The following is a 26,424-nucleotide window of genomic DNA, read 5'->3' on the forward strand; positions in this document are numbered from 1 at the left end:
CTTTAGCAAAGAGGCTTTTTATATGTCTGGGCGAAAGTGATGGAAGGAGGTGGATGGAAGGCGCAGAATGATAGGATTGTCTGGAGGAAGGTATGCTGTGAGTATTGGGTGTTATATGCGAGGAGGCATGACAGTGAGGAAACTTTGTATGTTTCTGCTGGCGGCGATGATGATGCTCACCGTCGGCTGCGGAGGCGCGGATCAGGCGAAAAACGAGCGCGCAGAGAAGGGCGAAATCGTGATCTCGGTCGGCAAGTATATGGTAGGCGAGGGTTTCGATCCGACGATGGGATGGGGTCTCTGGGGGCCGGATCCGTTCCACAGCGCATTGATGGGACATGATGAAAAGAATCAGCTCATCAAGGAGCTGGCTACAAACGTTGAACGTTCAGAGGATGGGCTGAAGTATACCTTTACGATCCGGGATGATGCGAAATTCTCTGACGGTCAGCCGCTGACGGCAGAGGATGTCGTCTTTACCTACGAAACGGCGAAGAAGGCGGCCAGCGCCGTGGATCTGACCGCGATGGAGTCGGTGCGCGCCCTGTCCCCGACGCAGGTGGAGTTCAAGCTGTCACGCCCGTGGTCTGTTTTCCTCGAAACGGCGGCATCCCTCGGCATTGTGCCGAAGCACGCCTATAAAGAAGGGTATGCGACGGCGCCGGTCGGCAGCGGTCCCTGGAAGGTCGTCTCGTTCCAAAAGGAACAGCAGCTTGTGATGGAGCCGAACGAATATTATTACGGAGAAAAGCCGAAGCTGAAAAAGGTGACGGCGCTGAATCTGGGCAATGATGCTGTGCTTGCAGCAGCGCAGTCCGGACAGGTCGATCTCGTCTTTGCACCGCCCGAATTTGCGGCGGCAAGCGTGCCGAATATGAAATTGGTAGTGATGGACACCATCGACAGCTTCTGCGTCAATATGCCGCAGGAGCCGGAGCATGACGAAAACGGCATGCTGGTCGGCAACAATGTGACGAGCGATCCTGCCATCCGCCAGGCGCTCAATATCGGCATTGACCGCAAGGCGATCATTGAGAACGCGCTCGACGGTTTCGGAAAGCCGACGATGAATTTTGCAGAAGCTCTTTCTTGGGCGAATAACGATTTGCAGGAATCGGACAACCGCGTGGACGAAGCCGTGAAGATTCTTGAGGCTGCGGGCTGGGTGGATACGGACGGCGACGGCATTCGCGAGAAGAACGGGCAGAAGGCGGAATTCGTCATCAATGGCCGTTCCAATGACCTGCAGCGTTACAATACAGCGGTGGCGCTTGCACAGGATGCGAAGAAGCTCGGCATCAACATCATCGCAAAGTCGACGCCATGGTCGGAGGCCCGCAAGATAGCGCGCAACATCCCGACGGTATGGGCGGGCGGCGACTATACGCCGCAAGTGATCTACAATTATTTCCATTCCTCGCAGGTCGGGGTGAATGTCATCAACAACTCTGCCATGTATCGCAACCCGACGGTTGATGTGCATATCGATCGGGCACTTGCCGCTGCGACCGATGAGGAGATGCTGCGCGAGTTCCGTGCGGCACAGTGGGATGGCATGACAGGGCCGAAGGTCGATATCCCCTATCTTTGGATTGCGACGGTTCAGATGCCGTATTTCGTCAACAATCAGCTCGATCTCGGTCAGCTGCGTGCGGGTGAGCGCGGACAGGGCATGGGGATCCTTATAACACTTGACGAATGGCAGTGGAGGAAGTAAATGGATAAGAGAATCTTCTGCTTTCTTGGGGGCAATCTGTTTCGGCTTGTGCTCCTCCTCGCTGCGGTGAGCGTCATCAGTTTTATCCTGCTCGCCAATTCGCCCATCGATCCCATCGACGCGTACTTTATCAATAAGGCGGCATCGGCGGAGCAGCATGCGCTCATTGCCTCTTATTGGGGCTTTGACAAGCCGCCGCTCGAACGCTTCCTGCTTTGGGCGGGGAATATTTTGCATGGTGATTTCGGCACATCGTTCATCTATCGCGCCCCTGTACTCGAAGTCATCGGAGAAAAGTTTCGCCTTACGCTTCTCTTGATGATGACGGCGTGGACGTTGTCGGGCGCAATCGGCTTCGTTCTGGGCGTGCTCGCGGGAATGTACCGTGACAGCCGCCTGGACAAGGCAATTCAGGGATTTTCCCTTCTGTGCGTCTCCGTACCGGTCTTCTGGCTCGGGCTTTTGTTCCTCATGATCTTCGCGGTCAAGCTGCAGTGGTTTCCGCTGGCGCTCGCCGCTCCTATTGGAAAATTGCATGAGGAGGTGACGCTGGCCGATCAGATTCATCATCTGATTTTGCCGGCGTTGACGCTCAGCGTCACGGGGATTTCTGCCATCGCGCTGCAGACGCGTGAAAAGATGATCGAGGTGATGGGGACGAACTACATGCTCTTTGCCGAGGCGCGCGGCGAGAATCTTTGGCAGCGCGTGCGGCGGCATGGTCTGCGAAACATTCTGATGCCCGCGATCACCTTGCAGTTTGCTTCCTTCAATGAGCTGTTCGGCGGAGCGATTCTCGCCGAGACGGTGTTCTCCTACCCGGGACTGGGCAGTACGGTCACGATGGCGGGGCTGCGCGGTGATCTTTCGCTGCTGCTCGGCATTGCGATTTTCAGTGCGGTTTTTATCTTTGTTGGCAATCTCATCGCCAACATCCTATATGGGATTGTGGATCCGCAGCTGCGAGAGGGGAGGGGGATGTCATGAACAAGGCGCTTCCCCTCGTGCAAAGCGGTCTGAGTGTCCGTCAGCGCCGACTCATCTTTGCCGTGTTTGCGACCCTGTTCATTTTGGGACTGCTCCTCTGGGGTACGACGATGGATGAGAGTTCCTATGCCGTCGACTTTGGGCAGAAAAATCTTGCACCGTCCTTTCTACATCCGTTCGGTACGGACAACATGGGGCGCGACATGTTTCTGCGCTCCGTCAAGGGCATGTCGATCAGTCTGCAGATCGGTTTTGCCGCCGCGTTTTTCAGCTCCTGCATCGCGCTCATCCTCGGAACGTTGTCGGCGGCATTCGGCGGCAAGGTGGATCGCTTCGTTCTTTGGCTCGTCGATCTCTGCATGGGAATTCCGCACATCCTCCTCATCCTCATGATTTCGGTGATGATGGGCGGCGGAATCCTCGGCGTATCCATCGGCGTCATCGTCACGCATTGGCCGCGTTTGACGCGTGTCATCCGTGCGGAAGTCATGCAGCTGCGCTCGCAGCCCTATGTTCTGGCGGCACGGCAGTATGGATATTCGTGGTTCTCCATCGCGCGCCGTCATTTTGTGCCGCATGTCGCGCCGCAATACATCATCGGACTTGTCTTGCTCTTCCCTCACGCGATCATGCATGAGGCGGCAATCAGCTTTCTGGGCTACGGACTGCCGCTCGATATGCCGGCCATCGGCATCATCTTGTCGGAGTCCATGAGCTATCTGGCGCTCGGCATGTGGTGGTTGGCGTTTTTCCCCGGCTTCTTGCTGCTGCTGGTCGTACTGATCTTTGATCGTCTCGGCGAGACGCTGCGCGATATTCTTGATCCGCAGTCTGGACAGAAATAGGAGGCTTTATGGGACAAGAACTTCTCGAAGTAAAGAATCTGTCCGTGTCCTTCCGCATGTATCAGGGTGCGTTGAAGCATACGCTGGTGACAGGGATGCACGGCGTCAATCTGCGTCTGACGACGGGAGAGATCCTTGCCGTCGTCGGCGCAAGCGGTTCCGGCAAGAGCCTTTTGGCGCATGCCGTACTCGGCATACTGCCGTACAATGCCGTGACGAGCGGCGAGATGCTTTATCGCGGAACCGCGCTGGATGCGGCGCGGCAGGAAGAGCTTCGCGGACGGGAGCTGGCGTTGATTCCGCAGTCCGTGACATATCTCGACCCGCTCATGCGCGTTGGCGAAGAGGTGTGTGGGCTTCACGGTTCTCCAGTGGATATGGCGGCAACATTCCGGCGGCTGCACTTGGAGGAAAAGGTTCAGCGCCTGTATCCATTCCAGCTCTCGGGCGGCATGGCACGGCGCGTGCTCTTTTCGACCGCTGTCATCACGGACGCCGCCCTCATCATCGCGGACGAGCCGACGCCCGGCATGGATGTCAAGAGCGCCGTTGAGGCATTGCAGCTTCTGCGCGAGCTTGCCGATGCGGGAAAGGGCATTCTGCTCATCACGCACGACATCGATCTCGCCGTCGAGGTTGCCGACACGGTTGCCGTTTTCTATGAAGGCCGAACCGTGGACAGGGTTCCGGCCGCTGCATTTCGCGGCGACGGCAGCGATCTGCAGCATCCCTATACACAGGCGCTCTATCATGCCCTGCCGCAGAACAGTTTCAAGGTCTATTCGGCGCAAGAGGTGCGGCAGATGACGGAAGCGGGAGGTGCATGAGATGCTCGATGTGAAGAATCTCTCCTATCGCTATGGGATGAACGCTCCCGTTCTGCAGAATATATCTTTGCATATTGCAGACGGGGAGCGGCTCGCTCTTTTAGGATCAAGCGGGCGCGGCAAGAGCACGCTCGCGCTGCTCCTTGCAGGCTATCTGCCGCTGCAGGAAGGGTCTATTGCATTGGACGGTGCAGCCTTGCCGAAGGGCGGTTACAATCCCATCCAGCTCATCTATCAGCATCCGGAAAAGGCGATGGATCCGCGCTGGAAGGTGAAGGATTCCCTGAGCGAAGCATGGGATGTGCCGGATGAACTCCTCAGGGCGATCGGCGCCGAGCCTGATTGGCTCACACGCTGGCCGAACGAGCTCTCGGGCGGTCAGCTGCAGCGGCTGTCGATTCTGCGCGCGCTCAGTCCCCAGACGCGCGTGCTCATCGCCGACGAGATCACGGCAAGCCTTGATCCCATCACACAGGCGCAGATCTGGTCGGTCATCTTACAGGAAGTCGAAAGACATGATATGATCCTCATTGCTATCACGCACAACGAGGCATTAGCGCGGCGCATTTGCACGCGCCTGGTGCATGTCGATGATCTGCAGGCATGAATAAAAAACGGCATCTGTCCTTGACGGGTGCCGGTTTTTATTCATGCCCCAAAAATTTGCTGCATGTGCAGATTATTTTGCTGCAGAAACTGTAGGTCTGTGCCGTGTGTGGATTTTTTTGATGTCTTTAGATGATACAGCGGGACGAGAAGATTTGTTGACAAAATGGGGCAGTCACTATATAATACCATATAATATACTAAACATATATGAATTAGAGAGGCAAAACATTATGTCAGCTATCGAAAACATCGAAGCATATATCGAGGAAGAATTTCAGTGGTTTCACAGCCATCCGGAGCTTTCCTATGAAGAAGTGGAAACGACGAAGCGTATCCGTGCCTCCTTGGAATGTGCGGGCATACGCATTCTTAAATTGCCGCTTTCGACAGGAATTGTTGCGGAAGTGGGCGAGGGTGAGCCTGTCGTTGCCTTGCGTGCCGATATCGACGCCCTGCCCATCGAAGAGCAGACGGATTTGCCGTACCGCTCGGAGAATGAGGGACGCATGCACGCCTGCGGGCATGATTTTCATACAGCATCCGTTCTCGGTGCGGCGCTTCTGCTCAAAGAGCGCGAGATGGAGCTGAAAGGGCGCGTGCGCCTGTTCTTCCAGCCAGCAGAGGAGGCGCCGGGCGGGGCTAAGGTACTCATGGAGGCAGGAGCCCTGCGCGATGTACAGGCAATTTTCGGACTCCACGCGTCGCCCCTTTTGACGGTTGGCACGGTCGGCATATCGGAAGGTGCTGTCACGGCGGCAGTCGACCGCTTCGTATTTCGCTTCATCGGCAAGGGGACGCATGCCGCGCATCCGCAGCGCGGCATCGATCCGATTCCTTTGGCGGCGGGGTTCATCCAAGCGGTGCAGACCGTCGTCGCGCGCAACCTTCATCCGTTTTCGGCAGGGCTTGTGAGCGTCACGCATGTCGCCGCGGGCAATACGTGGAACGTCATCCCTGAAGAAGCGCTCGTCGAAGGAACGACGCGCAGCATGGATGGAGAAGAACGCGCCTTGATTCGTAAGCGCGTCTGTGCTTTGGCCGAAGGTCTGGCACAGGCGCATGGCGCTGAGGTGGTGACGGATTGGTACGAAGGGCCGCCGGCGACGGCGAACGATGTTTTTTGGACATCGTTTTCCAAGCGGGTGGCAGAGGCGTGTGATTTGCAGATTGTGCCTGCTCCGAAATCTTTGGGCGGCGAGGATTTTGCCTTCTATCAGGAAAATGTGCCTGGCTGTTTCGTGCTGGTTGGAACGGGATTGTCCGCTGCCATCCACAATCCGAGCTTTCGCGTAGATCCCGCTGCGCTCGCGCTGACGGCGCATTATCTAGCGGAACTTGTGCAAGGGACGCTTATTCAGAGCGCTCCCTGAGCAGGGCAATCTCTCTTGCATATCCTGCATCGTCGTTCGGTGTTTCCAAGATGAAAGGCAGATGGCGAATCTTCGGGTGACGGATGACGCGCGTCAGGGCTTCGAGTCCGATTTCTCCTTCGCCGATGCGTGCGTGACGATCCTTGCGGGCGGCGCGGACGTTGAGGCTGTCGTTGAGATGGACGGCATGAAGGCGGGAGAGGCCGATTACACGGTCGAATTCTTCAAGTACGCCGTCGAGATCGTTTGCGATGTCATATCCTGCATCCCAAACGTGACAGGTATCGAGACAGACGCCGAGCCGTTCCTTGCAGTCTGTGCGCTCGATGATGGCGGCGATTTCCTCGAAGCTGCGCCCGACCTCCGTTCCCTTGCCCGCCATGGTCTCTAGGAGCACGATCGTCTTCTGCGCTGGATCGAGAACGTCGTTCAAAAGGTCTGCGATAAGTTCGATGCCTTTTTCTGCGCCCTGCTGTACATGACTGCCGGGGTGGAAGTTGTAGAGCGTGTTCGGGATATGCTCGAGACGTGCGAGGTCATCTACCATCGCCTCGCGTGCGAAGGCGCGTAGAGTATCCTTGGCGGCGCAGGCGTTCATTGTATAGGGTGCATGGGCGACGAGCGTGCCGATGCCGTGCTCTTCGCGATATTTGCAGAAGGCGCGTACGTCGTCCATGTCGAGCGGTTTCGCCCTGCCGCCGCGCGGGTTGCGTGTGAAGAAGGCGAAGACGTCGGCATCGAGGTTCACTGCGGCCTTTCCCATGGCGAGATAGCCGCCGGCAGACGAAAGGTGACAGCCGATGTGAAGCGTATGGTTTGTCTTTTGCATGGCAGGAACTCCGTTTCATTGAGATGGGACGCTCATGTGCGGGCGGCACGCTTGCGATTTTTCTTCTTCGGCGGTTCTGCCGTATGCTTTTTGAAGCCGAGCCAGAGGAAGAAGGCGAGTGCGATGGCAAAGGCGACGAGACTCGTCATCTGTGCGGATTTGAACAGTCCAAGGACGAGTTCGTTGTAGTCGCCGCGCAGGTATTCGAGGAAGAAGCGTGCGGCGGAGTAGAGCATGACGTAGAGAGCGAACGCCTGTCCCTTCGCATGATTCGTCGCGCGAAAGATGAGGAGAAGCGCGAAGATGAAGACGTCAAGCTGGCATTCCCAGATTTCCGCCGGCCACAGGGGCTGGCTGCCGTAGGTGTGGAAGGCGAGCGTCGTCTCGGGATAGAGTATGCCGAAAGAGGAGCCGGTCGGTGCGCCGAAGGCGTCGCCGTTCAGAAGGTTGGCCGAGCGGCCGAGCGCTTGTCCGAGGATGATGGCGGGCGCTACGATGTCGGCGAGCGCCCACGTGTCGATGCCGTGACGGCGTGTGTAGAGGATGCCAACGACGGCGCCAAGCAGCACGCCGCCCTGGATCGCCATGCCACCCTGCCAGACGTTCAAAAGCTCCGTCAGGTGGTTCTGGTAGTAATCCCAATCGAAGAAGAAGACGTCCCAGAGCCGTGCGCCCAAGAGCCCGGCAATGCCGCAGTAAATGCCCATGTCGACGATGTGACTGTGGTAGCGTCCATCCTGTTTGGCGAGGAAGTAGGCAACGCCCGTCGCCAGGATGATGCTGAGGCTCAGGATCAGCCCGTAAGCGCGCACGGGAAAGTCTCCGATGAAAAACAAGTATTGGTGCATGAGAAGTGCCTCCGTCGAATCAGTATTTTAGGCTACAAGGATTGTATCATTTTACGACTTACTCTGTCTACTGTCTGCCTATATTGCATTCACTTATGAAAAACACCCCCGGAACGGGGGCGTTTCTTGTATGGTGTCAGGGTGTAGGAATGAAGCGTGCACAGGTATCGTGACCGCCGCTTAGAAGTTCCGTGCGCACGTTTTGCAGGCGGGAGAAGATTGGAGTGAAGAGGAGGCGCAGCTTGAAGCGCAGGAAGGAGTGAGAGTTGGAGCCAAAGATCGGTATGCGGTTGAGCGCATATTGGTCGTCGCCGGGATGGTCGAGCCCGTAGTTGACGGTGAAAGCCGTGCGGTAGCCGGCTTCCCTTACGACACGCTGCACTTCGTCATTGTAAGCGCCGCAGGGGTAGGCGATAGAAGTGACTTTTTTATTGAGGTGTGATTCAATCGCTTTCTTGGAGTCGACAGCTTCGTGCTGCAGCTCTTCGGCAGAGGAAAGCTCGCTGAGCGCGACATGGGTCATTGTGTGGCACTCGATGTCGATGATGCCCGAGTCCTGCATCTCTTGGCAGATTTCCCATGTGAGATAGTTCGGATAGACGTTTAGATAGTCCGTGATGATGAAGATGGAACCTTTAAGCCCGTATTTTTGCAGGATAGGATAGGCGTTTTCGTAATTGTCGATATAGCCATCGTCGAAGGTGAGGAGGATGGGTTTTTCGGGCAGAGGGGCGCCGTTTTCGAGGTGATCGGCAAGTTCGTTCGGCGTAATGGGATGGTAGCCGTTTTCGGCGAGATACTGCATCTGCGCTTCGAACTCGGGCGTGCTCAGCGTCAGGGCGTTGTGGTCACGGTCGTTGATCTGGTGATAGTTGAGAACGGGAACGCCGCCTTGGAAGCTGCTCGAGCATAGGTATGCTGCAGCGAGGAGCAAGACGAAGAGTGAAAGTATGATGGCAAGAAATTTTTTCTTTGAAGTATGCATGGAGAACACATCCTTGGTTTGTATGATATAGGGGGTCACGAGAAGGTTCGTATGTGATACCCTCTAGTACCCTATCATATAGCAGGGGATTTTCTCTGTCAAGATTGGAAAATCCTGCAAAGAAAAAGGCAAGACAGCATATCGTTTGCTGTCCTGCCTTTTCTTTGCAGATTCTTGGAAAGAATGATCTGCGCTTTCTCAGGTGATGGAGGCCTTGTAGATGCCGTCGACGGCGGTCTTCAAAACCTTGTCGAACTCGGCGTCGCTCTGGCTTGCGCGAAGATCCTGGGCGAGGGCGCGTGAGAAGCTGGCGATGAGGCCGCGATTCTTGGCAAGCTTCTCATTGGCCTCATCCTGCGGGTAACCGCCGCTCAAAGCGACGATGCGCACGACGTGTGGATCCTTCATGAGTTCTTCATAGAGATTTTCCTTCGTCGGAATCGTGACTTTGAGCATGATCTTGTCGGCGGCGAGAAGCTTCGCCACATGCGCTTTGATCTCTTCGAGCATGATGGCTTCTGCATCTTTCTTCTTGGCGCAATGGATGTCGACTTCAGGCTCTAGGATGGGGACGAGTCCCTTGGCGAGGATCTCTTTGCCGACGGCAAACTGCTGCTCGATGACAGCCTTGATGCCCTCTTTGTTCGCCTCCTTGATGACGGAGCGCATCTTCGTGCCAAAGATATGGTGCTCTACTGCGCGGTCGAGGAGGGCGGAGAGTCCGTCGATGGGCTTCATGAGCTGTACGCCGTTCTTCTCGGCGGCGAGTCCCTTGTCAACCTTCAAAATCGGCACGATGCCTTTCTTCTCCCACAGGTAGTCCGCCGTATAGAGGCCGTCGATCTTGCGATCCATCGTGTTTTCGAAGAGGATGGCCGCAAGAATCTGCTCCTTTGTGAACGAGGGGCTTTTGATGATGCGCGTGCGCATCTCATGAACGCGCGTGAACATCTCCTCGTCGTTAGAATAGGCGCTCTCATCGACGCCATAAGCCTTCAGCGCCTTCGGTGTCGAACCGCCGCTCTGGTCGAGGGCGGCGATGAAACCCTTGCCGCTGGTCATGCGATTGAGCTGCTCTTGATTCATTTTGCATACCTCCTTAAATCGTTTCCAGTTCTATTATACATCTATGCATGCAGAAAGTAAACGAAATTGAAAATAAATATCAAAATATAAAAATCGTGCAGAAAGCTGCTTTCTGCACGATTTTGGGAGAACGTTTATTGAGACGGTGCACAATATTCGTAAAGCGTCTGAGCTTACTTCAAGAGTGCCATGACCTCTGCGGCCTTGCCGTCTGAGCCGAGGACTTCCTTGATCTTGTGCTCGACGAGTTCGCGGATGTAGTCGCGTCCTGGTGCGATGTACTGGCGCGGATCGAAGTGCTCGGGATGCTGCTTGAAGTGCTCGCGGATGCCTGCTGTCATGGCGAGGCGCAGGTCGGAGTCGATGTTGATCTTGCAGACCGCCGACTTCGCCGCCTTCCTCAGCTGATCCTCGGGGATGCCGATGGCGTCAGCGAGGTTGCCGCCGTTGTCGTTGATGATCTTGACGTACTTGGGAATGACGGACGAGGCGCCGTGCAGTACGATGGGGAAGCCCGGCAGGCGCTTTTCGATTTCCGCGAGGATGTCGAAGCGCAGTTCGGGCGGTACGAGCACGCCCTGGGCGTTCTTCGTGCACTGCTCGGGCTTGAACTTGAAGGCGCCGTGGCTCGTGCCGATGGCGATCGCGAGGGAGTCGACGCCCGTGCTAGAGACGAATTCCTCGACCTCTTCGGGACGTGTGTAGTGCGCATCTTCAGCGGCAACCTTCACATCGTCCTCGATGCCCGCGAGCTGTCCAAGCTCGCCCTCGACGACGACATTGTGTGCATGGGCGTACTCGACGACGCGCTTCGTAAGTTCGATGTTCTCCTTGAAGCTCAAGTGCGAGCCGTCGATCATGACGGAAGTGAAGCCGTCGTCGATACAGGATTTGCAGGTCTCGAAATCCGGGCCGTGGTCGAGATGCAGGGCGATGGGCAGATCCTCGCATTCGAGTGCAGCCTGCACGAGGTGCTTGAGGTAGGCGGGCTTCGCATACTTTCGCGCACCGGCGGAAGCCTGCAGGATGATGGGGGACTTCACAGCCGCTGCCGCTTCGGTGATGCCCTGAACAATCTCCATGTTGTTGACGTTGAAAGCGCCGATGGCGTAGCCGCCCTCGTGGGCTTTCTTGAACATTTCTTTTGTTCCGATGAGTGGCATGATCTCAACCTCCTATGAATAGATGATACTCGTTTACCACTCTATTATATCATAATTTAATGAAAGCGTCATGAATCTTTCGTGAAAAGAGAAAAATTACCGTAGATTTCGGGGAAAAAGACGGACATATCTGCAGGCAGAGGTGCGTGCACGGTGATTTCTTCGCCACTCGACGGATGACGAAGGTGTAGGCGATGGGCGTGCAGCGCTTGACGGGCGATGCGATCCGTTCTGCCGCCGTAGAGGTCATCGCCGAGGAGCGGATGAGCGAGGTGCGCGAGGTGGACGCGGATCTGATGCGTGCGTCCCGTTGCCAGGCGAAGCGCGAGAAGCGAAAGCCCGCCATGCTCTGCAAGCGTTTCATAGTGCGTGACGGCGTATTTTCCCGCAGGTGAGACCATGCGCTCGATGATGCTGCCGGGGCGGCGCGCGATGGGCGCAGTGATCGTGCCGCAAGGCTCGGGCAGTTTGCCTTCGATGACGGCAAAGTAGATGCGCTCGATTGCGTCATGTGCGGACAAGAGGTGCTGCATGTGCGCCTCCTTGGCGATGAGCACGAGTCCGCTCGTCTGGCGGTCGAGGCGGTGCACGGGATGAAAGGCGTGCTTTTCACCGTGCGCTTCATAGTGAAAGAGCACGGCATTGGCGAGTGTATGACTGTGCTCGCCGCCCGTCGGATGAACGAGTATGCCTGCAGGCTTGTTGACGATGAGAAGAGCCGCATCCTCATAGAGAATGTCGAGCGGAATGTCTTCGGGCGAGATGCGGCTCTCTTCCGCCAGATGCCAGCAAAGTTCATCGCCGCTTTTGATGCGGGTCTGTGCGGCATTGGCGGGGAGTCCGTTCAGCGAGAACGTGCCCGAACGCCGCAGTTTTTTCCAGAGCGTCGTGGAGAAGCCGCACTCCTTCTGCAAAAACTCCCGAAGCGCCATACAAGTCAGTCCTTCCGGCACGATAAGCCGCGTCTTTCCCATGCAATCACTTCCTTTTCCAGCAATATAGCATGGAGAAGCGTGGTTGTCCATTTGCATTTTGTATTTTTTTGTTTCTCGCTAGACGTGGACATGAAATTCTTGTATAATATAAGGCGGTCAAGCTCATTTCTTGAGATTTTGTAACGAATGACCATTCTCAAAGGACATTTTTGCTCGTGACATTTTTCTTGTCTACGGGCAATCTAGGAGGAAGTTATGGCTCTGATCGTAAAGAAGTTTGGCGGCAGCTCGGTTGCCACTACGGAAAAAATCAAAGCGGTGGCGCGGCGTGTCCTCGATGGCATGAGGCCCGAAGACAAGGTCGTCGTCGTCGTCTCCGCCATGGGAGACACGACCGATGATCTCATCGAGCTGGCGCGCGGCATAGACAAGAATCCGTACCATTATGCGCGTGAGATGGACATGCTGTTGACGACGGGTGAGCAAGTTTCCATCGCGCTCTTAGCGATGGCGTTCTGCTCGATGGGGCATAAGGCGGTCTCCTTGACGGGCGCGATGGTCGGCATGGGTACGAATTCCGTGCATACGAAGGGGCGCATCATCGGCATCGAACCGAAGCGCGTCGAGGAAGCGCTCAATGAGGGAAATATCGTCGTCGTTGCAGGCTTTCAGGGCGCTGACTCCTTCGGCGATCCCGTGACGCTCGGACGCGGCGGCTCAGACACCTCGGCCGTGGCTCTTGCGGGCGCTCTCGCTGCGGACAGCTGCGAGATTTTCACGGATGTGGACGGCATTTACTCTGCCGACCCGCGCCTCGTCCAAGGTGCACGCAAGATGCAGGAGATTACTTACGACGAGATGTTGGAGATGGCGCGCCTTGGCGCAGGTGTCATGCAGCCGCGCTCCGTGGAGATGGGCAAGCACTTCGGCATTCCCATCCATGTACGCTCGACGTTTATCGAGAAAACCGGCACGATGATCAGGGAGGCTTATACAATGGAAGAGAAGGATTTTGAAATCAGGGGGCTGGCACACGACGACAAGGTGGCAAAACTTGCCGTCATGGGTGTGCCGAACCAGCCGGGCGTCGCACATTCCCTCTTTTCTGCGCTCGCTGATGCCAATGTGAGCGTGGACATGATCGTGCAGAGCGTGCGAAACATCGAGCATAACGTGACGGACATGGTCTTCACTGTCGCCGTCGACGATCTCGAAACGGCGCGTGAGATCGTCGAGGACGTCAAGAAGAAGCTCAACGCCGTGTCGGTTCTCGTCGAGGAGAACGTCGCGAAGGTTTCCATTGTTGGCGTCGGCATGCTCGGCAACCCCGGCATCGCGGCGCGCATGTTCGGCGCCCTGCAGAAGGCAGACGTCAACATCGACATCATCAGCACGTCGGAAATCAGCATTTCCTGCCTGATCACGAAGGATAGGCTCAAGGAAGCGGCGAACGCGATCCACGACGAGTTCTTTCCGCGCGGCTGAGCGGGACTCGATGAAGAAATAAGGGAGCGCCGATACATCCGGTGATTCCGCAGGAAACAAGGCAAGTGGGAGGCTTCATATAAAATGAGCACGAAGATGGCAGCATCGCATACGGAAAATAAGGTTCTGAACGACGTGATTTTCGCCGCGAGCGGCGCGGCGACGATGGCGGCGAAGGAGCATGGAGCAGAGAAGATCACGAACGCCACATTGGGTGCGATCTTTGGCGAGGATGAAAAGCTCGCTTGCATACCGACGGTCGAGAAGGTGCTGCGCGAGCTGCCGATTCCCGAAATCATCGCCTATGCGCCTGTCGCGGGTCTGCCTGCATATCTTGAGAGCGTGAAGGACATCGTCTTCGGCAATCATCGGCCGGAAGGCTATGTCGAGGCCGTCGCGACGGCGGGCGGCACGGGCGCCGTCCACCACGCGATCGAAAACTACTCGGAGATCGGCGAAGCCGTGCTCACTGCCGATTGGTTCTGGGGCCCTTACAACGCGCTCTGTCAGAATATCGGGCGGCGCTTGGAGACATTCCAGCTCTTCGACGAGGCGCTTGCCTTCAATGCTGCCGCCTTCACGGCGAAGGTGGAGGCGCTTCTCGAAAAACAGGATTCTCTTCTCATCATCCTCAATACGCCTGCACACAATCCGACGGGCTATACGCTTTCCGATGAGGACTGGGATGCGGTTCTTGCGACCGTAAAGGCCCATGCGAAGAAGGGCAAGCGCATGAGCGTTCTCGTTGATATCGCCTACATCGAGTACAGCGGCACGAAGGACGAGACGCGCGGCTTCATGGAAAAGTTCGCACATCTTCCCGAGAATGTATTCATCATGTTCGCCTTCAGCATGTCCAAGGGGTATACGCTCTACGGGCAGCGCACGGGAGCAATCGTCGGTCTTTCCGCAAGCCGCGCCGTCATTGAGGAATTCTCTGACGTCAACAAGTTTTCGAGCCGTGCGACATGGTCTAACATCAATCGCGGCGCGATGGCGCTGCTGGCAACGATTCAGCAGGATGCGGCGCTTCTCACCGCCTACGAGAAGGAGCGCGATGCGCTCTATCAGATCGTGCGCTCGCGCGGTGCGCTCTTCATGAAGGAGGCGCAGGACTGCGGCCTCAAGGCGCTGCCGTACAAGGCGGGCTTCTTCCTCGCCGTGCCTTCGGAAGATCCGCAGGCTGTGGCGGACAAGCTGCATGATGATCTTGTCTTCGCCGTTCCCTTGAAGCGCGGCGTGCGTATCGCCGTCTGCGGCGTCGCCACGAAGAAGATCGAGGGGCTTGCCGCGAAGGTCAAGAAAGCATGGGATTTCGTAGGCAAGTGAGCCTCGTTCACTGAGGCACGCAAAAAGGAGCTGCGCGGGACAGCTCCTTTTTCTTTTGTGCGATTATTGTTCCAGAACCTTCTTCATTGTCGCGACGACGTTTTCCTTCGTGAAGCCGAACTTCTTGAAGAGGACGCCGGCAGGGGCGGAAGCGCCGAAGCCGTGCATCGTGACGGTCGCACCGTCGAGTCCTGTGTAGCGCTCCCAGCCGAAGCCGGCGGCCGCTTCGACGGCGACGCGGGCGCGGATGGATTTCGGCAGGACGCTTTCCCTGTATTCAGCGGATTGCTGCTCGAAGACGTCGACGGACGGCAGGGAGACGACGCGCACGGCGATGCCGTCTTTGGCGAGTTCTTCCTGCGCCTCGATGGCGAGCGATACCTCAGAGCCGGTGGCGATGAGGATGCCCTGCGGCGCCCCTTTCGCTTCGGAAATGATGTAGCCGCCCTTCAGGGCTTCCTTGGAGCTTCCTGCAAGCTGCGGCAGATTCTGGCGCGTGAGCGCGAGGACGGTCGGCGCATCCTTGCTCGTCACGGCGCTGTACCAAGCGGCGGCCGTTTCCGTCGCGTCGGCAGGGCGGAAGACGTTGACGTTTGGCGTCGAGCGCAGCATGGCAAGCTGCTCGATCGGCTCGTGTGTCGGGCCGTCTTCACCGACGCCGATGCTGTCGTGCGTGAGCACGTAGACGACGGGCAGCCCCATGAGTGCGGCGAGGCGCAGCATGGGCTTCGTGTAATCGCTGAACACGAAGAAGGTCGCGATGTAGGGCAGGACGCCGCCGTGCAGCGCGAGGCCATTGGCGATTGCTGCCATGCCGAGTTCGCGCACGCCGAAGTGCAGGTTGCGTCCCGTACGATCCGTGCGGCTGAAATCGCCTGCGCCGTCCATCACGGTCTTGTTCGACGGCCCGAGATCTGCGCTGCCGCCGATGAGCTGCGGCACGATCTCCTTGAGACGCTGGATCATCTTGCCCGACAAGGCGCGCGTCGCGGCGGGCTTGTCCTCGTACGCCCAGAAGTCCTCGCTCTTGAGCAGCGCCGCAGCATCGACGGGCGCGTGGAACGCATCCCAGCGAGCCTTCTCCTCGGGGTATTTCGCGCAGTAGGCGGCAAAAAGCTCGTTCCACTTTGCCTCAAGAGCCGCGCCCTCAGCGGCGAGCTTCTCGTAATGTTCGTAGACGGCGGCGGGAACGCAGAAGCTCTCGGCAGGATTTTCCCAGCCGAGGTTTTCCTTGAGCGCGCGCAGGTTTTCTTCGCCGAGCGGTTCGCCGTGGGCACTCGCCTTGCCTTCCTTGGCGGGGCAGCCGAAGCCGATCTTCGTTTTGATCGTGATGAAGGACGGCCGCTTCTTGTCCGCCTTTGCCTCTTCGATCGCCTTGCCGATGGCGGCGAGATCCGTACCGTCCTCGACCGTGAGTGTCTGGAAGCCGAAGGCCGCCATGCGCTTTTCCACGTCTTCGGTAAAGGCGAGGTCGGTGCCGCCCTCGATGGAAATATTGTTGCTGTCGTAGAGCACGATGAGCTTGTCGAGGGCGAGTGTGCCCGCGAGCGAGAAGACTTCGGAGGAGATGCCCTCCATCATGCAGCCGTCGCCGCCAAGGGCAAAGGTGTAGTGATCGACGATGGGGAAATCCGGCTTGTTGAAGATGGCGGCGAGATGCGCTTCAGCAATCGCCATGCCGACCGCCATGCCCATGCCTGCGCCCAGAGGCCCTGTCGTGGCTTCCACGCCCTTCGTATGACGGTACTCGGGATGGCCGGGCGTCAAGGATCCGTCCTGGCGGAAGTTCTTGAGGTCGTCGAGCGTCAGTCCGTAGCCGAAGAGGTGCAGCAGGGAATAGAGCATGGCGGAGCCGTGCCCGGCGGAGAGGATGAAGCGGTCGCGGTTCGCCCAGTTTGGATTCTTGCCGTTGTGCTTCATGTGGTGCGCCCAGAGTTCGTAAGCGATCGGGGCTGCGCCGAGCGGCAGGCCCGGATGGCCGGAGTTCGCCTTCTGCACGGCGTCCGCCGAAAGTGCACGGATCGCATTCACACAGGTGGTGTCGATATTGCCCATAGATTTCTCCTCCTTGAAATCGTCGTTTGTTGACCTCTTTCATCATACATGATTTATTTGGAAATGTATAGCGCGAGAGGAAAGTTTTGCAGAAAGTCATGCTGCAAGATACTGCGTCAGCGCTTGTTGAGAAGCGCGATGGAGAACAGGATCAGCACGACGCCGACCGATTCGGTGAGGCCGAAGGGGACGGCGAGCAGCGCGGTGGAGAGGAGTACGGCGGACAAAGGCTCGATGGAACTCAGGATGCCGATGGTGCTCGGCCGGATGTATTTGAGGCTTTCGAGATATGACCAAAAGGCGATGACCGTACCGAAGAGGACGACATAGACGAATACGGCGACGGAGGCGGCGTCCAAGACGCCGGCGAAGTTCCATGGTGCGCGAAAGGGCATGAGCAGGAAGCCGCCGAGGAGCATCGCCCAGCCGATGACGAGAGGCGAGCGGAAATTGTCCAGCAGCCATTTGGGCTGTATGGTGTAGATGGCAGCGCAGAAAGCGGAAGCGACGCCCCAGAAGAGAGCGATGGGCGGGATGGCGAGAGTCGAGAGACTGCCGCGCGTCAAGATGAGGAACGTGCCGACGAAGGCGAGCAGCACGCAGCCGCTCTCGCGCAGCGACGGCAGGCTGCGGCTCTTCAGGGTGAGCCAGAGGACGACGATGATCGGCATCAGGTACTGCAGGACGCTCGCCGCTGCCGCGTTGCCGTGCTCGATGGAAGAAAAATACGTGTACTGCACGCCGAGCATGCCGAACAGGCTGAAGAAGAGAAGTCGCTTCGCCGCCGTGCGGTTTCGCCAAACGGAGAAGATGCTCTCGCGGTTCTTTGCCGCATCGAGCAGCAGAAGCAGTATGCCTGCGAGCGTCATGCGCATCATGACGAGCCATTCGGTGGAAAATCCTTTTTGCTGCAGCAGGAATTGCGCGGCGACGCCCGAGCCGCCCCAGAGCAGCGCGCCGAGCGCCACGAGCGCGACGCCTTTTTTCGATGGATTCATGGTATTGCTCCTTGTCTTTCGTTTTGTCTCTGACTATAGCATTTCTGGGGGCAAAAGAAAAGGGAGCAGAAGCGGAAGCGTAGGTTTTTAGGAAGCTGGGAAGGCAGATGAAATGATGTCGTGAAGCCGGGCAGCGGAAAGTTTATGCGCGCTTGCTCACGCCGATGAGATGAATTTGACAGGCCGATATGCTATAATGGAAGCGCAATATCGGATGCGGGGTAAGGGGAGGCATCCAAACATTCTTGGCAGTCAAGAAAGGGAGGATTCGCATGAAACTCGTAATCACGGAGCCGCTGGGGATCTCGGAGGCGCAGGCGGAGGCGCTGAAAAAGGAGTATCTGCCTCAAGAACTTGAAATGGTCTACTGCAATACGCCGCCGCAGGACGACGCGGAAAAGGCGGCGCGTGCCAAGGGGGCAGAGCTTGTCATGCTCGCGAACATGCCGTTCAAGGAAAACGTCCTGCAGGAGCTTTCGGACGTCAAGTTCCTGAGCGTCGCCTTCACGGGCGTCGACCATGTGGCGATGGACTACTGCAAGGCGCATGACATCGTCGTTTCCAACTGCTCGGGCTACGCCAATGAGGCGGTCAGCGAGCTTGCCATCGGCCTGGCAATCGGACTCTACCGCAAAATGCTTGCCTCAGATGAGGCGGTGCGTGCGGGCAAGACGCGCGCCGGACTTCTCGGCATCGAGCTTTCGGGCAAGAAGTTCGGCGTCGTCGGCGCAGGCGCCATCGGCAGGCGCACGATCGCGCTCGCGCAGGCGTTCGGCTGTGAGGTGTACTACTACAACCGCAAGGAAGCGAAGATCGACGGGGCGAAGTATGTGAGTCTCGACGAGCTGATGGAAGTCTCGGACATCGTTTCGCTGCATGTGCCGCTGACGGCGGAGACGAAGGGTTTGATCGGCGAGAAAGAAATTGCCAAGATGAAGAAGACGGCGATCCTCATCAACACGGCGCGCGGTCCCGTCGTCGACAGCAAAGCTCTGGCAGATGCCCTCAAGGAAGGACGCATCGCGGGTGCGGGCATCGACGTCTTCGAGGGCGAGCCGCCGATCGCGAGCGATCATCCGCTGCTTCATGCGCCGAACGTCATTCTCGCGCCTCATGTCGGCTTTGCGACGCAGGAGGCGATGGAAAAGCGTGCCGTCATCGCCTTCAAGAATGTGCAGGCGTACCTTGCGGGCAAGCCGCAGAACGTGATGTAAGGGCGCAGATTTTTAGCAGATTTTTATAGGAAGCGTGCAGAAGCTATGGCTCTTTTTGCCATAGCTTCTGTTTTGACGGATGAGGTGAGGCGTTGAAGTACGGGCCGTTCATGGCGGCGCTCCGCAAGGGAGAGCCGAAGCATGTCTACCTGCTCGCGGGCGAGGAGCATTACTACATCGAGAAGGCGAAGGCGGCGATCTTGGAGCGCCTCTTTCCCGCGGGCGAGGGTCTGCGGGACGCATTGGAAGAAGCCGCGCCCGACATGGATGCCGACGCGCTCATCGGCCTCTTGGAAACGGTGCCGTTCTTCGTGCCAAAGCATGTCGTGCTCGTGCAGGACAGTCCCCTTTTTCGCGAGAAGAAGCGGACGGCAGCGGACGGCGAGGAGGCGAAGGCAGCGAAAGGGAAGAAGAGCGGCGCGGACAAGAAGGAAGAGCGCCTGCTGCATCTTCTTGCCGACATGCCCGACTACGCCTATGTGATCTTCCTCTGCGCGGGCAAGGCGGACAAGCGGCGCAAGGCGTACAAGGCGATTGAGGCGGCGGGCGCGGTGCTCGATGCCGATGCCGTGCGCCCGTGGGAGATCGGCGACTGGCTCGCGGGAAAGCTCGCCGAGATTCACAGGGAGTTTGACCGCGAGGCGCATGCGTACTTCATGGGCGCCGTCTCCATGATGCATGAAGTCTCGCTCTCGTATCTCGACAAGGAGTTTGAAAAGCTCGCGCTCTATACTACGGAGAAGCGCATTGGCAGGGCGGAGCTTGCCGCTGTGTTCTCGGGGTTGCCCGAGGTATCGTCGTTTGCGATGCTGGATGCGGTGAGCGAGAAGGACGTGAAGAAGGCTCTGACGCTTCTGCGCCGCCAGACGGCGGACGGCGTGTATGCGCCCGTGCTGCTTGCCCTGATGGTGCGCCATGTGCGCCAGTTGTGGCAGGCGAAGCTCCTTCTGGCGCAAGGCGTGCGCGGCAAGGCATTGAGCCCTTCGATGAAGCTCAATCCCTTCATCGCGGAGAAGCTGGGACGCGCGAGCATGAAGTTCTCCGAGCCTGTTTTGAAGCGGGCGATGCTCTCGCTCATCGACGCCGACTATCTGCTCAAGACGGGGCAGGGCGGCGCGGAATTGTTGGAAGATGCCGTGATCTCGCTGTGCCGTTGACAGAGGAAAAGCCGCCCCGTGCGCGGGGCGGCTTTTCCTCTGTCAAGTTTCGCTGTCGAACGACTGCATCGGTACACCCTTGCGAGGCTTCGGCAGGTTACGGTAGGCGCGTGATGCGCTGAAGAAGCGCGTGGCTACCGTCATGCTGGCAGGGTCGAGGTTTTCGACGGATCGCTCGGTTGTGCTCGTGAGTTCCCGATATTTCGCCGTTTGTGTGAATTTCGCCCATGCTGCTTGCAGGGCGCGCGCCATGATGAATTCGATACCCGTCGTGTCCTCGGGCTGCTGCACGAAGGCGGAACTCGTCTTGGGCGGCGGAGCGCTGCCCGTGCGCTTTTCGCGTACTGCAGCGGGGGAGGCAGATGCAGAATGCACAGGCTGCTGCTTTGCGGCGGTTTTCGTCGTCGTTGAGGTTTTTGCAGTAGTCGTGCCCGACGCGCTCGCTGCATCGAGCTTCCAGCGCGTGCGCGGCTTCGGAGCACCGAACGAATCGCGGGCAGGGGAAGTCTTTGCCGACGCCCTCGTATCGGTGGAAGGCGTGCGCGCGGACACTTCCTCTGCCGCTTCCTTTTGACGTGCGGCGTTCCCCGCTTCATTCACGAGGCCGCTCGCGATGAGGAAGGCTTCGCTCGCCTCCTCCTTTGAGGCCGCGGCTTCGAGCTTTTCTACGAGCGCCTCGCGCGCGTCCTGCGCGGCTCGCGCCTTGGTGTAAAGTCCCGTATCAGAGCGCTTCAAAAAGCGCATCTCGTCCGCCATGAGTTCGTCGCCGTTCAAGAGCTTCTGCTGGATGATGCGGCGCATGGCGCGGCTCGCGCCGTCGAGCTCTTCCGTCTGCGACTCGTCGTCTGCAGTGCCGGCGTCCTGCGGCGCACGGTTCTTGAGCACTTGCCTCGCCTTGCCGCTGTAATCGATCTTCATGCCGATGTTCTTTTGTTTCACATAGGCGCTGACCTTGTCGCTCTCGTCAAACATGCCGAAATCCCTCCTGCAGCCGTTTTCTTCCTGCGATTGATATATAGGCTTATTATACCATGGAGACATACATCTGTAAACGTTCAGGCATACATTCGCTGTCGTGCCCGACGGCTGCCTTTGCGTGGAAATCGTTTTTTGCTAAAACCTTTCTATACATAGCGCTGATACATATTCCCTTGCTTTTCCGTGCGCGATAGCTTAACATGGAAAGGCAATATGAGAAAGGGGCGGGAGACGGAGTCATGACAAAGTTTATTTTCGACCTCGACGGAACGATTACGAAGGAAGAGACGCTTCCTGTTATTGCTAAACATTTTTCGATGGAGGAAGAGATTGAAGAGCTTACGCGGCAGACAGTCATGGGGCATGTCCCCTTTGTCGAATCATTCATTCGACGCGTCTTCCTTCTTGGGAAGCTGCCGATCGATGAGATCGATGCACTTTTGGAGGGGGTGGAACTTCATGAGCCGATCGTGAAGTTCATTCGGAAGAATCGTGCGCACTGCGCTATCGCTACGGGAAATCTTTCGTGCTGGGTCGCGAAACTCGTCGCACGAATTGGCTGCGAAGCCTACTGCTCCGAGGGAAAGACAGAGAACAACCGAGTAGTAGAGCTTATAAATATCATAAAGAAAGAAACCGTCGTTGAAAAATATCGTGTCGCAGGGCATCGCGTCGTCTTCATCGGCGATGGTCATAACGATGTGGAGGCGATGCGTGCCGCGGACATTGCCATCGCCTCGGGATTGACGCATGAGCCGGCGCAGAGCGTCCTTTCTGTGGCGGACTGTCTTGTACGGAATGAGGTGGAGCTGTGCAGCCGGTTGAATCAGCTGCTGGTAAATATTGTAGAGCCGCGAAAGCAGGATGTTTTGCTGAAATAGTCAGGACGACGCCCCGTCCGGTTCTTGAAGATAAGGAAAGTAGCTGCGGTAGGCGGCAGGCACGCTGTAAATGTCGGCGATTTCCTGTGCCGTCACCCAGAGAAGCGGCGGCGTTTTTGTCTGAGCATCGTAGGGAGCGGCGGCTTCATGGAGGCGCAGGGAGGCAGGGCGTGCATTTGCCTCGACGGCTTCGGTTGAAGCAGGCGAGGATTTTGTCACAGAGGATGGTTTATCGCTCGAAGTTTCCGCCAGTTCGACGCGCCAACCGACCATTTGCCATGTGATATGGGAGAAGATGTGCTGTGCGGTGGGGAGCGCGTGGAGTTTTGCGGGGATAAGGCCGATGGCTTGCAGCGCCTCCTCCGCTTCTTTCTTTTTGAGGTGTCCTTCCATGGCGGGGAAACCCCAAAGCCCCGCGAGAAGCCCTTGTGCGGGACGCTTTTCGAGGGCGATTTTACCGTTTTTCGCCAGCAGGAAGATTGTAAGTTTTTCCGTGCGCCGCCTTTTGGGCGGCGTTTTTTGGGGCAATTCCGCCTGCAGATTGGCTTCCTTGGCGAGGCATAGGCGTTCAAGCGGGCAGGAGGGACAGCGCGCTGCGCCGCGCGGCAGACAGATGAGGGCGCCGAGCTCCATCAAGGCTTGGTTGAAGTCGCCGGCATTTTCGGGCAGACGCGTGATCAGTGCTTCCTCGACAGCGCGCTTCGTGCTCTCTTTCAAGATGTCGGCAGGGCAGGCGAGGAGGCGCATGATGACGCGCAGCACGTTGCCGTCGACGGCAGGACGGCGCTCGCCGAAGGCGATGGAGGCGATGGCGCCTGCTGTGTAGCGACCTATGCCGGGCAAAGCGAGCAGGTCGTCGAAGCGCGCGGGAATCTCGCTGCCATGGTCGCTGCAGATGAGACGCGCGGCAGATTGCAGGTGGCGCGCGCGGCTGTAGTAGCCGAGACCTTCCCAGAGCTTCATCAGCGTGTTTTCTTCGGCTCGGGCGAGAGCGCGTACATCGGGCAGCGCGGCGACGAAGCGTTCGAAGTACGGTTTGACCGCCTCGACGCGCGTCTGCTGCAGCATGATCTCGGACACCCACACGCGGTACGGCGTAGGCTCCTCACGCCACGGCAGTGCGCGTTTTTCGCTATGAAACCAGCGCAGGAGAGGTGCGGCGATCACGTCAAGCGTTTTTATGTTTTTCAAGATATTTTCCTGCGGTCTTTTTGCCATCGAAGTCTCCTCTGGTCATGGTGCTGCGCTGTGATACGGATAAGCGGCATAGGGTCACTTTGTTTTAGTAAGAAGTGCCGCAAGCTTTTGGCACATGTCAAAAACAAGTCCGTCACAGTTTTCTTTGCGTGCAATGCCTTTTTCTTCTGCGGCGGTGAGAAGACATCGGCAGTCCGTTGTGCCGTGGGCGGCGAGGAAGTCGTCAACGAGCTTCTTCGCCGTTTCCTTGTCCTTGCCCGCTTTGCCGAGGATCATCAGCGCGGCGGTCAATGTGCCGCAGGCGGAGCCGTGCATCATGCCCGCGCCGAAGAACGTGCCGAGTGCATAGGCGTCTTCTTTTTCCATGCCGATTTCGGCGGCGAAGGGAACGAGGAGCGACTGTGCGCAGTTGTAGTGGCGGCCGCCCGGCTCTTGTCGCAGAAGTTTTGTTTCTTCTAAATGATTCATGATGGTGTTCCTCCTTGCATTTTTCTTTATTCTACCCGCTTTTTGCCTCGTGCGCAAAGGTTGTTTTGACAAGGCGCATTTCGTGCGATAGAATCGTGTTAGCAGATTTGCCGCAATGTTTTGCGGGGAGATTCCAGAAACGTTCGGAGGAATACGATGAAGATCATTGCCGGCCTCGGAAATCCCGGGGCGGAGTATGCACGTATGAAGCACAATGTCGGCTTCATGCTTGTCGACGCTTTGGCTGAAAGACTTGGCGTCGATGCTTGGCGTGAAAAGTTCAACGCGCTAGTGGCCGAAGGGCGCATCGGCGCGCAGAAGGTGCTGCTCGTCAAGCCTTTGACCTATATGAATGAGAGCGGACGCGCGGTAGGGCCTTTGCTCGATTGGTACAAGCTCGCGCCTGAGGATTTGATCGTCGCGCACGACGACATGGACATCGCGGCGGGCACGATTCGTCTGCGGCGCAAGGGAAGTGCGGGCGGTCACAACGGCATCAAGTCGCTTCTCGCGCACATCGGTTCGGAGGACTTCTCGCGTGTGCGCATTGGCATCGGGCGTCCTTTGCCCGGCTGGACGGTCGTCAAACATGTGCTTGCGCCTTTTCCCGCAGAGGATGTTCTGAAGATTCAAGAAGCGATTTCCTATTTACTGCCCGCCGTCGAGTGCATCGTGACGGATGGCATCGACATGGCGATGAACCGCTACAACCCGCGCAGGAAGAAGGCGGCAAAGCAGGAAGCGCAGGAGAGGGAAAGCGCGGAGAAAAGCAGCGCTGTACCGCAGGCCGAGAGGCAGGAGGGCGAAGCATGAAGGCCGAAATACGTGCGCTTTACGCCGATGAGGATGGGGCGATCTTCGATGCGCCGGGCATCGCGGGACTGGGGCGCTCGGGCAATACGCTCTTGCCGCTTACTCCTGCCGATCTCATTCCTCTGCCCGAGTCGGCGGACTTGATGTTCTTGCCCGACCGCGCGGCGATGGGAATGACGGCGGCTGGCGAAATGCTGCCTCTGGCGGGACGCGCCGTCGCAGTCATCCTGCCTGCGGGCTATACGCGGCTCTTTTTGCCTGCCTTTCAGCGAGAGGAAGGGGCTGAAAGGCTCGCTCTCTACGGTTATACGGCTGTCGTGCTCTACAAGGATGATCTCTATGCGGCGGCTCTCTATACGGATGAGAATACGAAGTGGGATCCCGTATACTACAACACGCGAGAGCTCAAGAAACTCGTGCGCCGCGTCGAGAAGGATCTGCCGGGCAACCGCATCGTCGAGCAGGTGGCGGGCTGCTCCTTGAAGTGGCACTGCTGCACGGCGCAGAATCTCTTTTACCGTCGCTGGGAAGCGGGCATACCGACGTCGCCTGTCTGCAACGCGAACTGCTTCGGCTGCATCTCCCTGCAGCCCGCCGAGTGCTGTCCTTCGCCGCAGAGCCGCATCGCGTTCCGCCCGACGCCCGAGGAGATCGCGCAGGTCGGCATCTACCACCTTTCGACTGCGCCCGACGCCATCGTGAGCTTCGGACAGGGCTGCGAGGGCGAGCCATCGCTTGCGGCGGATGCGATTGCGGCAGCCGAGCGCCTGATTCGCGCTGAGACGAATCGCGGGCAGATCAACATCAACACGAATGCCGGCTATACCGAGGGCATCCGAAAGATTGTCGATGCCGGACTTGACTCCATGCGTGTGAGCATTATCAGCGCTATCGAGGAGAGCTATGCGGCGTACTACCGCAGCAATTACACGCTCGCCGACGTCAAGGAGTCGATCCGCTACGCGCTTTCGCACGGCGTATATGTGTCGCTTAACATGCTCTTCTTCCCGGGCTTCAACGACCGCGCCGAGGAACTCGAAGCGTGGCGCGGTTTCTTCCGCGAGCTGCCCGTCAATATGGTGCAGGTGCGCAACCTCAATGTCGACCCCGACGCCTTCCTCGAAATCATGCCCGAGGCGCAGGGCGAGGCGGTCGGCGCTAGGGAGTTTTTGGAACGGCTCAAGAAGGAGTTTCCGCAGCTCGTCATCGGCAGTTTCAGCCACTATGTTGAAGATTAAGAACGATTCCTCTAAAATGCATGTTCTTGACATAAGAATAAATCAATGCTATTCTTTTATAGAAATTTTATATCGTTGGATCAGGTGTCGCAAGACTCAATAGGGAATTCGGTAGAAGCCGGAGCGGTCCCGCCACTGTAGCAGCGAGCAACCCTGCAATAAGCCTGCAAATAAAAAGTCAAGCCCTTAGATGAAAAAAGATGAGGAGTTGTGGCAAGTGGAATTTGAGCAACACAAATAGGTCGCCGCAGGAGCGCCGACCAAAGGGACGGTAGTGAAATGCTATTCTTGTTCTTTGGAAAGGCTTGCCAAATACTCATTTACGCGCCCGTAGTAGATGCGCAGGAACTTATTCGCTCCTGCCGTCATATAGACGTAGTAAGGCTTTCCCTCGGAGCGTTTCTTGTCCA

General features: G+C 57.7%; 24 protein-coding genes and 1 riboswitch. Of the genes, 13 read left to right on the forward strand and 11 right to left on the reverse strand.

What is annotated here, in order from left to right:
- Positions 1–127: 127 nt before the first annotated feature.
- From HMPREF1153_RS04330 to HMPREF1153_RS04355, 6 genes are all read left to right on the forward strand, one after another.
- Entirely contained in the window at positions 128–1,717 is a 1,590-nt protein-coding gene (locus HMPREF1153_RS04330; RefSeq protein ID WP_198003314.1) for an ABC transporter substrate-binding protein, read from the forward strand.
- A complete protein-coding gene (locus HMPREF1153_RS04335; protein ID WP_009645678.1) occupies positions 1,718–2,704 on the forward strand; it encodes an ABC transporter permease in 987 nt (328 codons plus the stop codon).
- The gene (locus HMPREF1153_RS04340; RefSeq protein WP_006695673.1) at positions 2,701–3,549 is read left to right on the forward strand and encodes an ABC transporter permease; all 849 of its coding nucleotides are present in this window, start codon (positions 2,701–2,703) and stop codon (positions 3,547–3,549) included. The genes HMPREF1153_RS04335 and HMPREF1153_RS04340 overlap by 4 nt, the downstream gene beginning before the upstream one ends.
- Positions 3,550–3,557: 8 nt before the next feature.
- Entirely contained in the window at positions 3,558–4,376 is an 819-nt protein-coding gene (locus tag HMPREF1153_RS04345) for an ATP-binding cassette domain-containing protein (protein ID WP_009645644.1), read from the forward strand.
- Between the two features lies 1 nt (position 4,377).
- Positions 4,378–4,983 carry an ABC transporter ATP-binding protein gene (locus HMPREF1153_RS04350; RefSeq protein ID WP_009645672.1) on the forward strand — a complete coding sequence of 202 codons (606 nt, stop codon included), beginning with the start codon at positions 4,378–4,380 and terminating at the stop codon, positions 4,981–4,983.
- 232 nt (positions 4,984–5,215) lie between these two features.
- The gene (locus tag HMPREF1153_RS04355; RefSeq protein ID WP_037369811.1) at positions 5,216–6,355 is read left to right on the forward strand and encodes an amidohydrolase; all 1,140 of its coding nucleotides are present in this window, start codon (positions 5,216–5,218) and stop codon (positions 6,353–6,355) included.
- Here the strand turns inward: HMPREF1153_RS04355 and HMPREF1153_RS04360 are convergent.
- The 6 genes from HMPREF1153_RS04360 to HMPREF1153_RS04385 all read right to left on the reverse strand — a co-directional run bounded on the left by HMPREF1153_RS04360 (position 6,336) and on the right by HMPREF1153_RS04385 (position 12,240).
- Positions 6,336–7,184: a deoxyribonuclease IV gene (locus HMPREF1153_RS04360; RefSeq protein WP_009645613.1), complete on the reverse strand. Its 849-nt coding sequence runs from the start codon at positions 7,182–7,184 to the stop codon at positions 6,336–6,338. The two genes, HMPREF1153_RS04355 and HMPREF1153_RS04360, sit on opposite strands and share 20 nt — an antisense overlap.
- Before the next feature lie 32 nt (positions 7,185–7,216).
- Complete coding sequence (gene lgt, locus HMPREF1153_RS04365) at positions 7,217–8,032, reverse strand: prolipoprotein diacylglyceryl transferase (protein WP_009645716.1); 816 nt, start codon at positions 8,030–8,032, stop codon at positions 7,217–7,219.
- Positions 8,033–8,168: 136 nt separating this feature from the next.
- Positions 8,169–9,017: a polysaccharide deacetylase family protein gene (locus tag HMPREF1153_RS04370; protein ID WP_009645691.1), complete on the reverse strand. Its 849-nt coding sequence runs from the start codon at positions 9,015–9,017 to the stop codon at positions 8,169–8,171.
- A gap of 198 nt (positions 9,018–9,215) precedes the next feature.
- The gene (locus HMPREF1153_RS04375; RefSeq protein WP_009645632.1) at positions 9,216–10,103 is read right to left on the reverse strand and encodes a fructose bisphosphate aldolase; all 888 of its coding nucleotides are present in this window, start codon (positions 10,101–10,103) and stop codon (positions 9,216–9,218) included.
- A gap of 173 nt (positions 10,104–10,276) precedes the next feature.
- Positions 10,277–11,266, reverse strand: coding sequence for a class II fructose-1,6-bisphosphate aldolase (fba, locus tag HMPREF1153_RS04380; RefSeq protein ID WP_009645733.1), 990 nt, complete (start codon positions 11,264–11,266; stop codon positions 10,277–10,279).
- 68 nt (positions 11,267–11,334) lie between these two features.
- Entirely contained in the window at positions 11,335–12,240 is a 906-nt protein-coding gene (locus HMPREF1153_RS04385) for an RluA family pseudouridine synthase (protein ID WP_232208184.1), read from the reverse strand.
- 216 nt (positions 12,241–12,456) lie between these two features.
- Between HMPREF1153_RS04385 and HMPREF1153_RS04390 the strand changes: the two genes are divergently transcribed.
- Both HMPREF1153_RS04390 and HMPREF1153_RS04395 read left to right on the forward strand, forming a co-directional pair.
- Positions 12,457–13,686, forward strand: coding sequence for an aspartate kinase (locus HMPREF1153_RS04390; RefSeq protein ID WP_009645638.1), 1,230 nt, complete (start codon positions 12,457–12,459; stop codon positions 13,684–13,686).
- A gap of 84 nt (positions 13,687–13,770) precedes the next feature.
- Entirely contained in the window at positions 13,771–15,015 is a 1,245-nt protein-coding gene (locus HMPREF1153_RS04395; protein WP_009645707.1) for a pyridoxal phosphate-dependent aminotransferase, read from the forward strand.
- Positions 15,016–15,078: 63 nt separating this feature from the next.
- Here the strand turns inward: HMPREF1153_RS04395 and tkt are convergent, their stop codons facing one another.
- Positions 15,079–17,070, reverse strand: a complete 1,992-nt coding sequence (tkt, locus tag HMPREF1153_RS04400) for a transketolase (RefSeq protein ID WP_009645654.1) — start codon at positions 17,068–17,070, stop codon at positions 15,079–15,081.
- Between the two features lie 116 nt (positions 17,071–17,186).
- Positions 17,187–18,068, reverse strand: coding sequence for a DMT family transporter (locus HMPREF1153_RS04405; RefSeq protein ID WP_009645680.1), 882 nt, complete (start codon positions 18,066–18,068; stop codon positions 17,187–17,189).
- Between the two features lie 272 nt (positions 18,069–18,340).
- Between HMPREF1153_RS04405 and HMPREF1153_RS04410 the strand changes: the two genes are divergently transcribed.
- On the forward strand, positions 18,341–19,282 hold the full coding sequence (locus HMPREF1153_RS04410) for a 2-hydroxyacid dehydrogenase (RefSeq protein ID WP_009645623.1): 942 nt from the start codon (positions 18,341–18,343) through the stop codon (positions 19,280–19,282).
- A 92-nt stretch (positions 19,283–19,374) separates the two neighbouring features.
- Positions 19,375–20,439: a DNA polymerase III subunit delta gene (gene holA, locus HMPREF1153_RS04415; protein ID WP_009645630.1), complete on the forward strand. Its 1,065-nt coding sequence runs from the start codon at positions 19,375–19,377 to the stop codon at positions 20,437–20,439.
- 42 nt (positions 20,440–20,481) lie between these two features.
- Here holA and HMPREF1153_RS04420 read toward each other — a convergent pair whose 3' ends face one another.
- Positions 20,482–21,411 (reverse strand): hypothetical protein, encoded by a 930-nt coding sequence (locus tag HMPREF1153_RS04420; protein ID WP_009645694.1) that lies wholly within the window; start codon positions 21,409–21,411, stop codon positions 20,482–20,484.
- A gap of 245 nt (positions 21,412–21,656) precedes the next feature.
- Here HMPREF1153_RS04420 and HMPREF1153_RS04425 point away from each other — a divergent pair, with 245 nt between their 5' ends.
- Complete coding sequence (locus HMPREF1153_RS04425; protein WP_009645648.1) at positions 21,657–22,298, forward strand: HAD family hydrolase; 642 nt, start codon at positions 21,657–21,659, stop codon at positions 22,296–22,298.
- On the opposite strand, the gene mutY is transcribed toward HMPREF1153_RS04425, so the two are convergent.
- Together mutY and HMPREF1153_RS04435 are read right to left on the reverse strand one after the other, a co-directional pair.
- Positions 22,299–23,516, reverse strand: a complete 1,218-nt coding sequence (mutY, locus tag HMPREF1153_RS04430) for an A/G-specific adenine glycosylase (RefSeq protein WP_009645700.1) — start codon at positions 23,514–23,516, stop codon at positions 22,299–22,301. It abuts the gene before it with no gap.
- Positions 23,517–23,570: 54 nt separating this feature from the next.
- Complete coding sequence (locus tag HMPREF1153_RS04435; protein ID WP_009645690.1) at positions 23,571–23,963, reverse strand: C-GCAxxG-C-C family protein; 393 nt, start codon at positions 23,961–23,963, stop codon at positions 23,571–23,573.
- 156 nt (positions 23,964–24,119) lie between these two features.
- Between HMPREF1153_RS04435 and pth the strand changes: the two genes are divergently transcribed.
- Positions 24,120–24,776, forward strand: coding sequence for an aminoacyl-tRNA hydrolase (pth, locus tag HMPREF1153_RS04440; RefSeq protein WP_009645634.1), 657 nt, complete (start codon positions 24,120–24,122; stop codon positions 24,774–24,776).
- Entirely contained in the window at positions 24,773–26,014 is a 1,242-nt protein-coding gene (locus tag HMPREF1153_RS04445) for a radical SAM protein (protein WP_009645659.1), read from the forward strand. Before pth ends, HMPREF1153_RS04445 begins: the two co-directional genes overlap by 4 nt.
- Positions 26,015–26,069: 55 nt before the next feature.
- A riboswitch (cobalamin riboswitch) is annotated at positions 26,070–26,190 on the forward strand.
- Positions 26,191–26,424: the final 234 nt, after the last annotated feature.

This window comes from Selenomonas sp. CM52, from assembly GCF_000292955.1.
In the GTDB taxonomy this organism is placed as follows: domain Bacteria; phylum Bacillota; class Negativicutes; order Selenomonadales; family Selenomonadaceae; genus Selenomonas.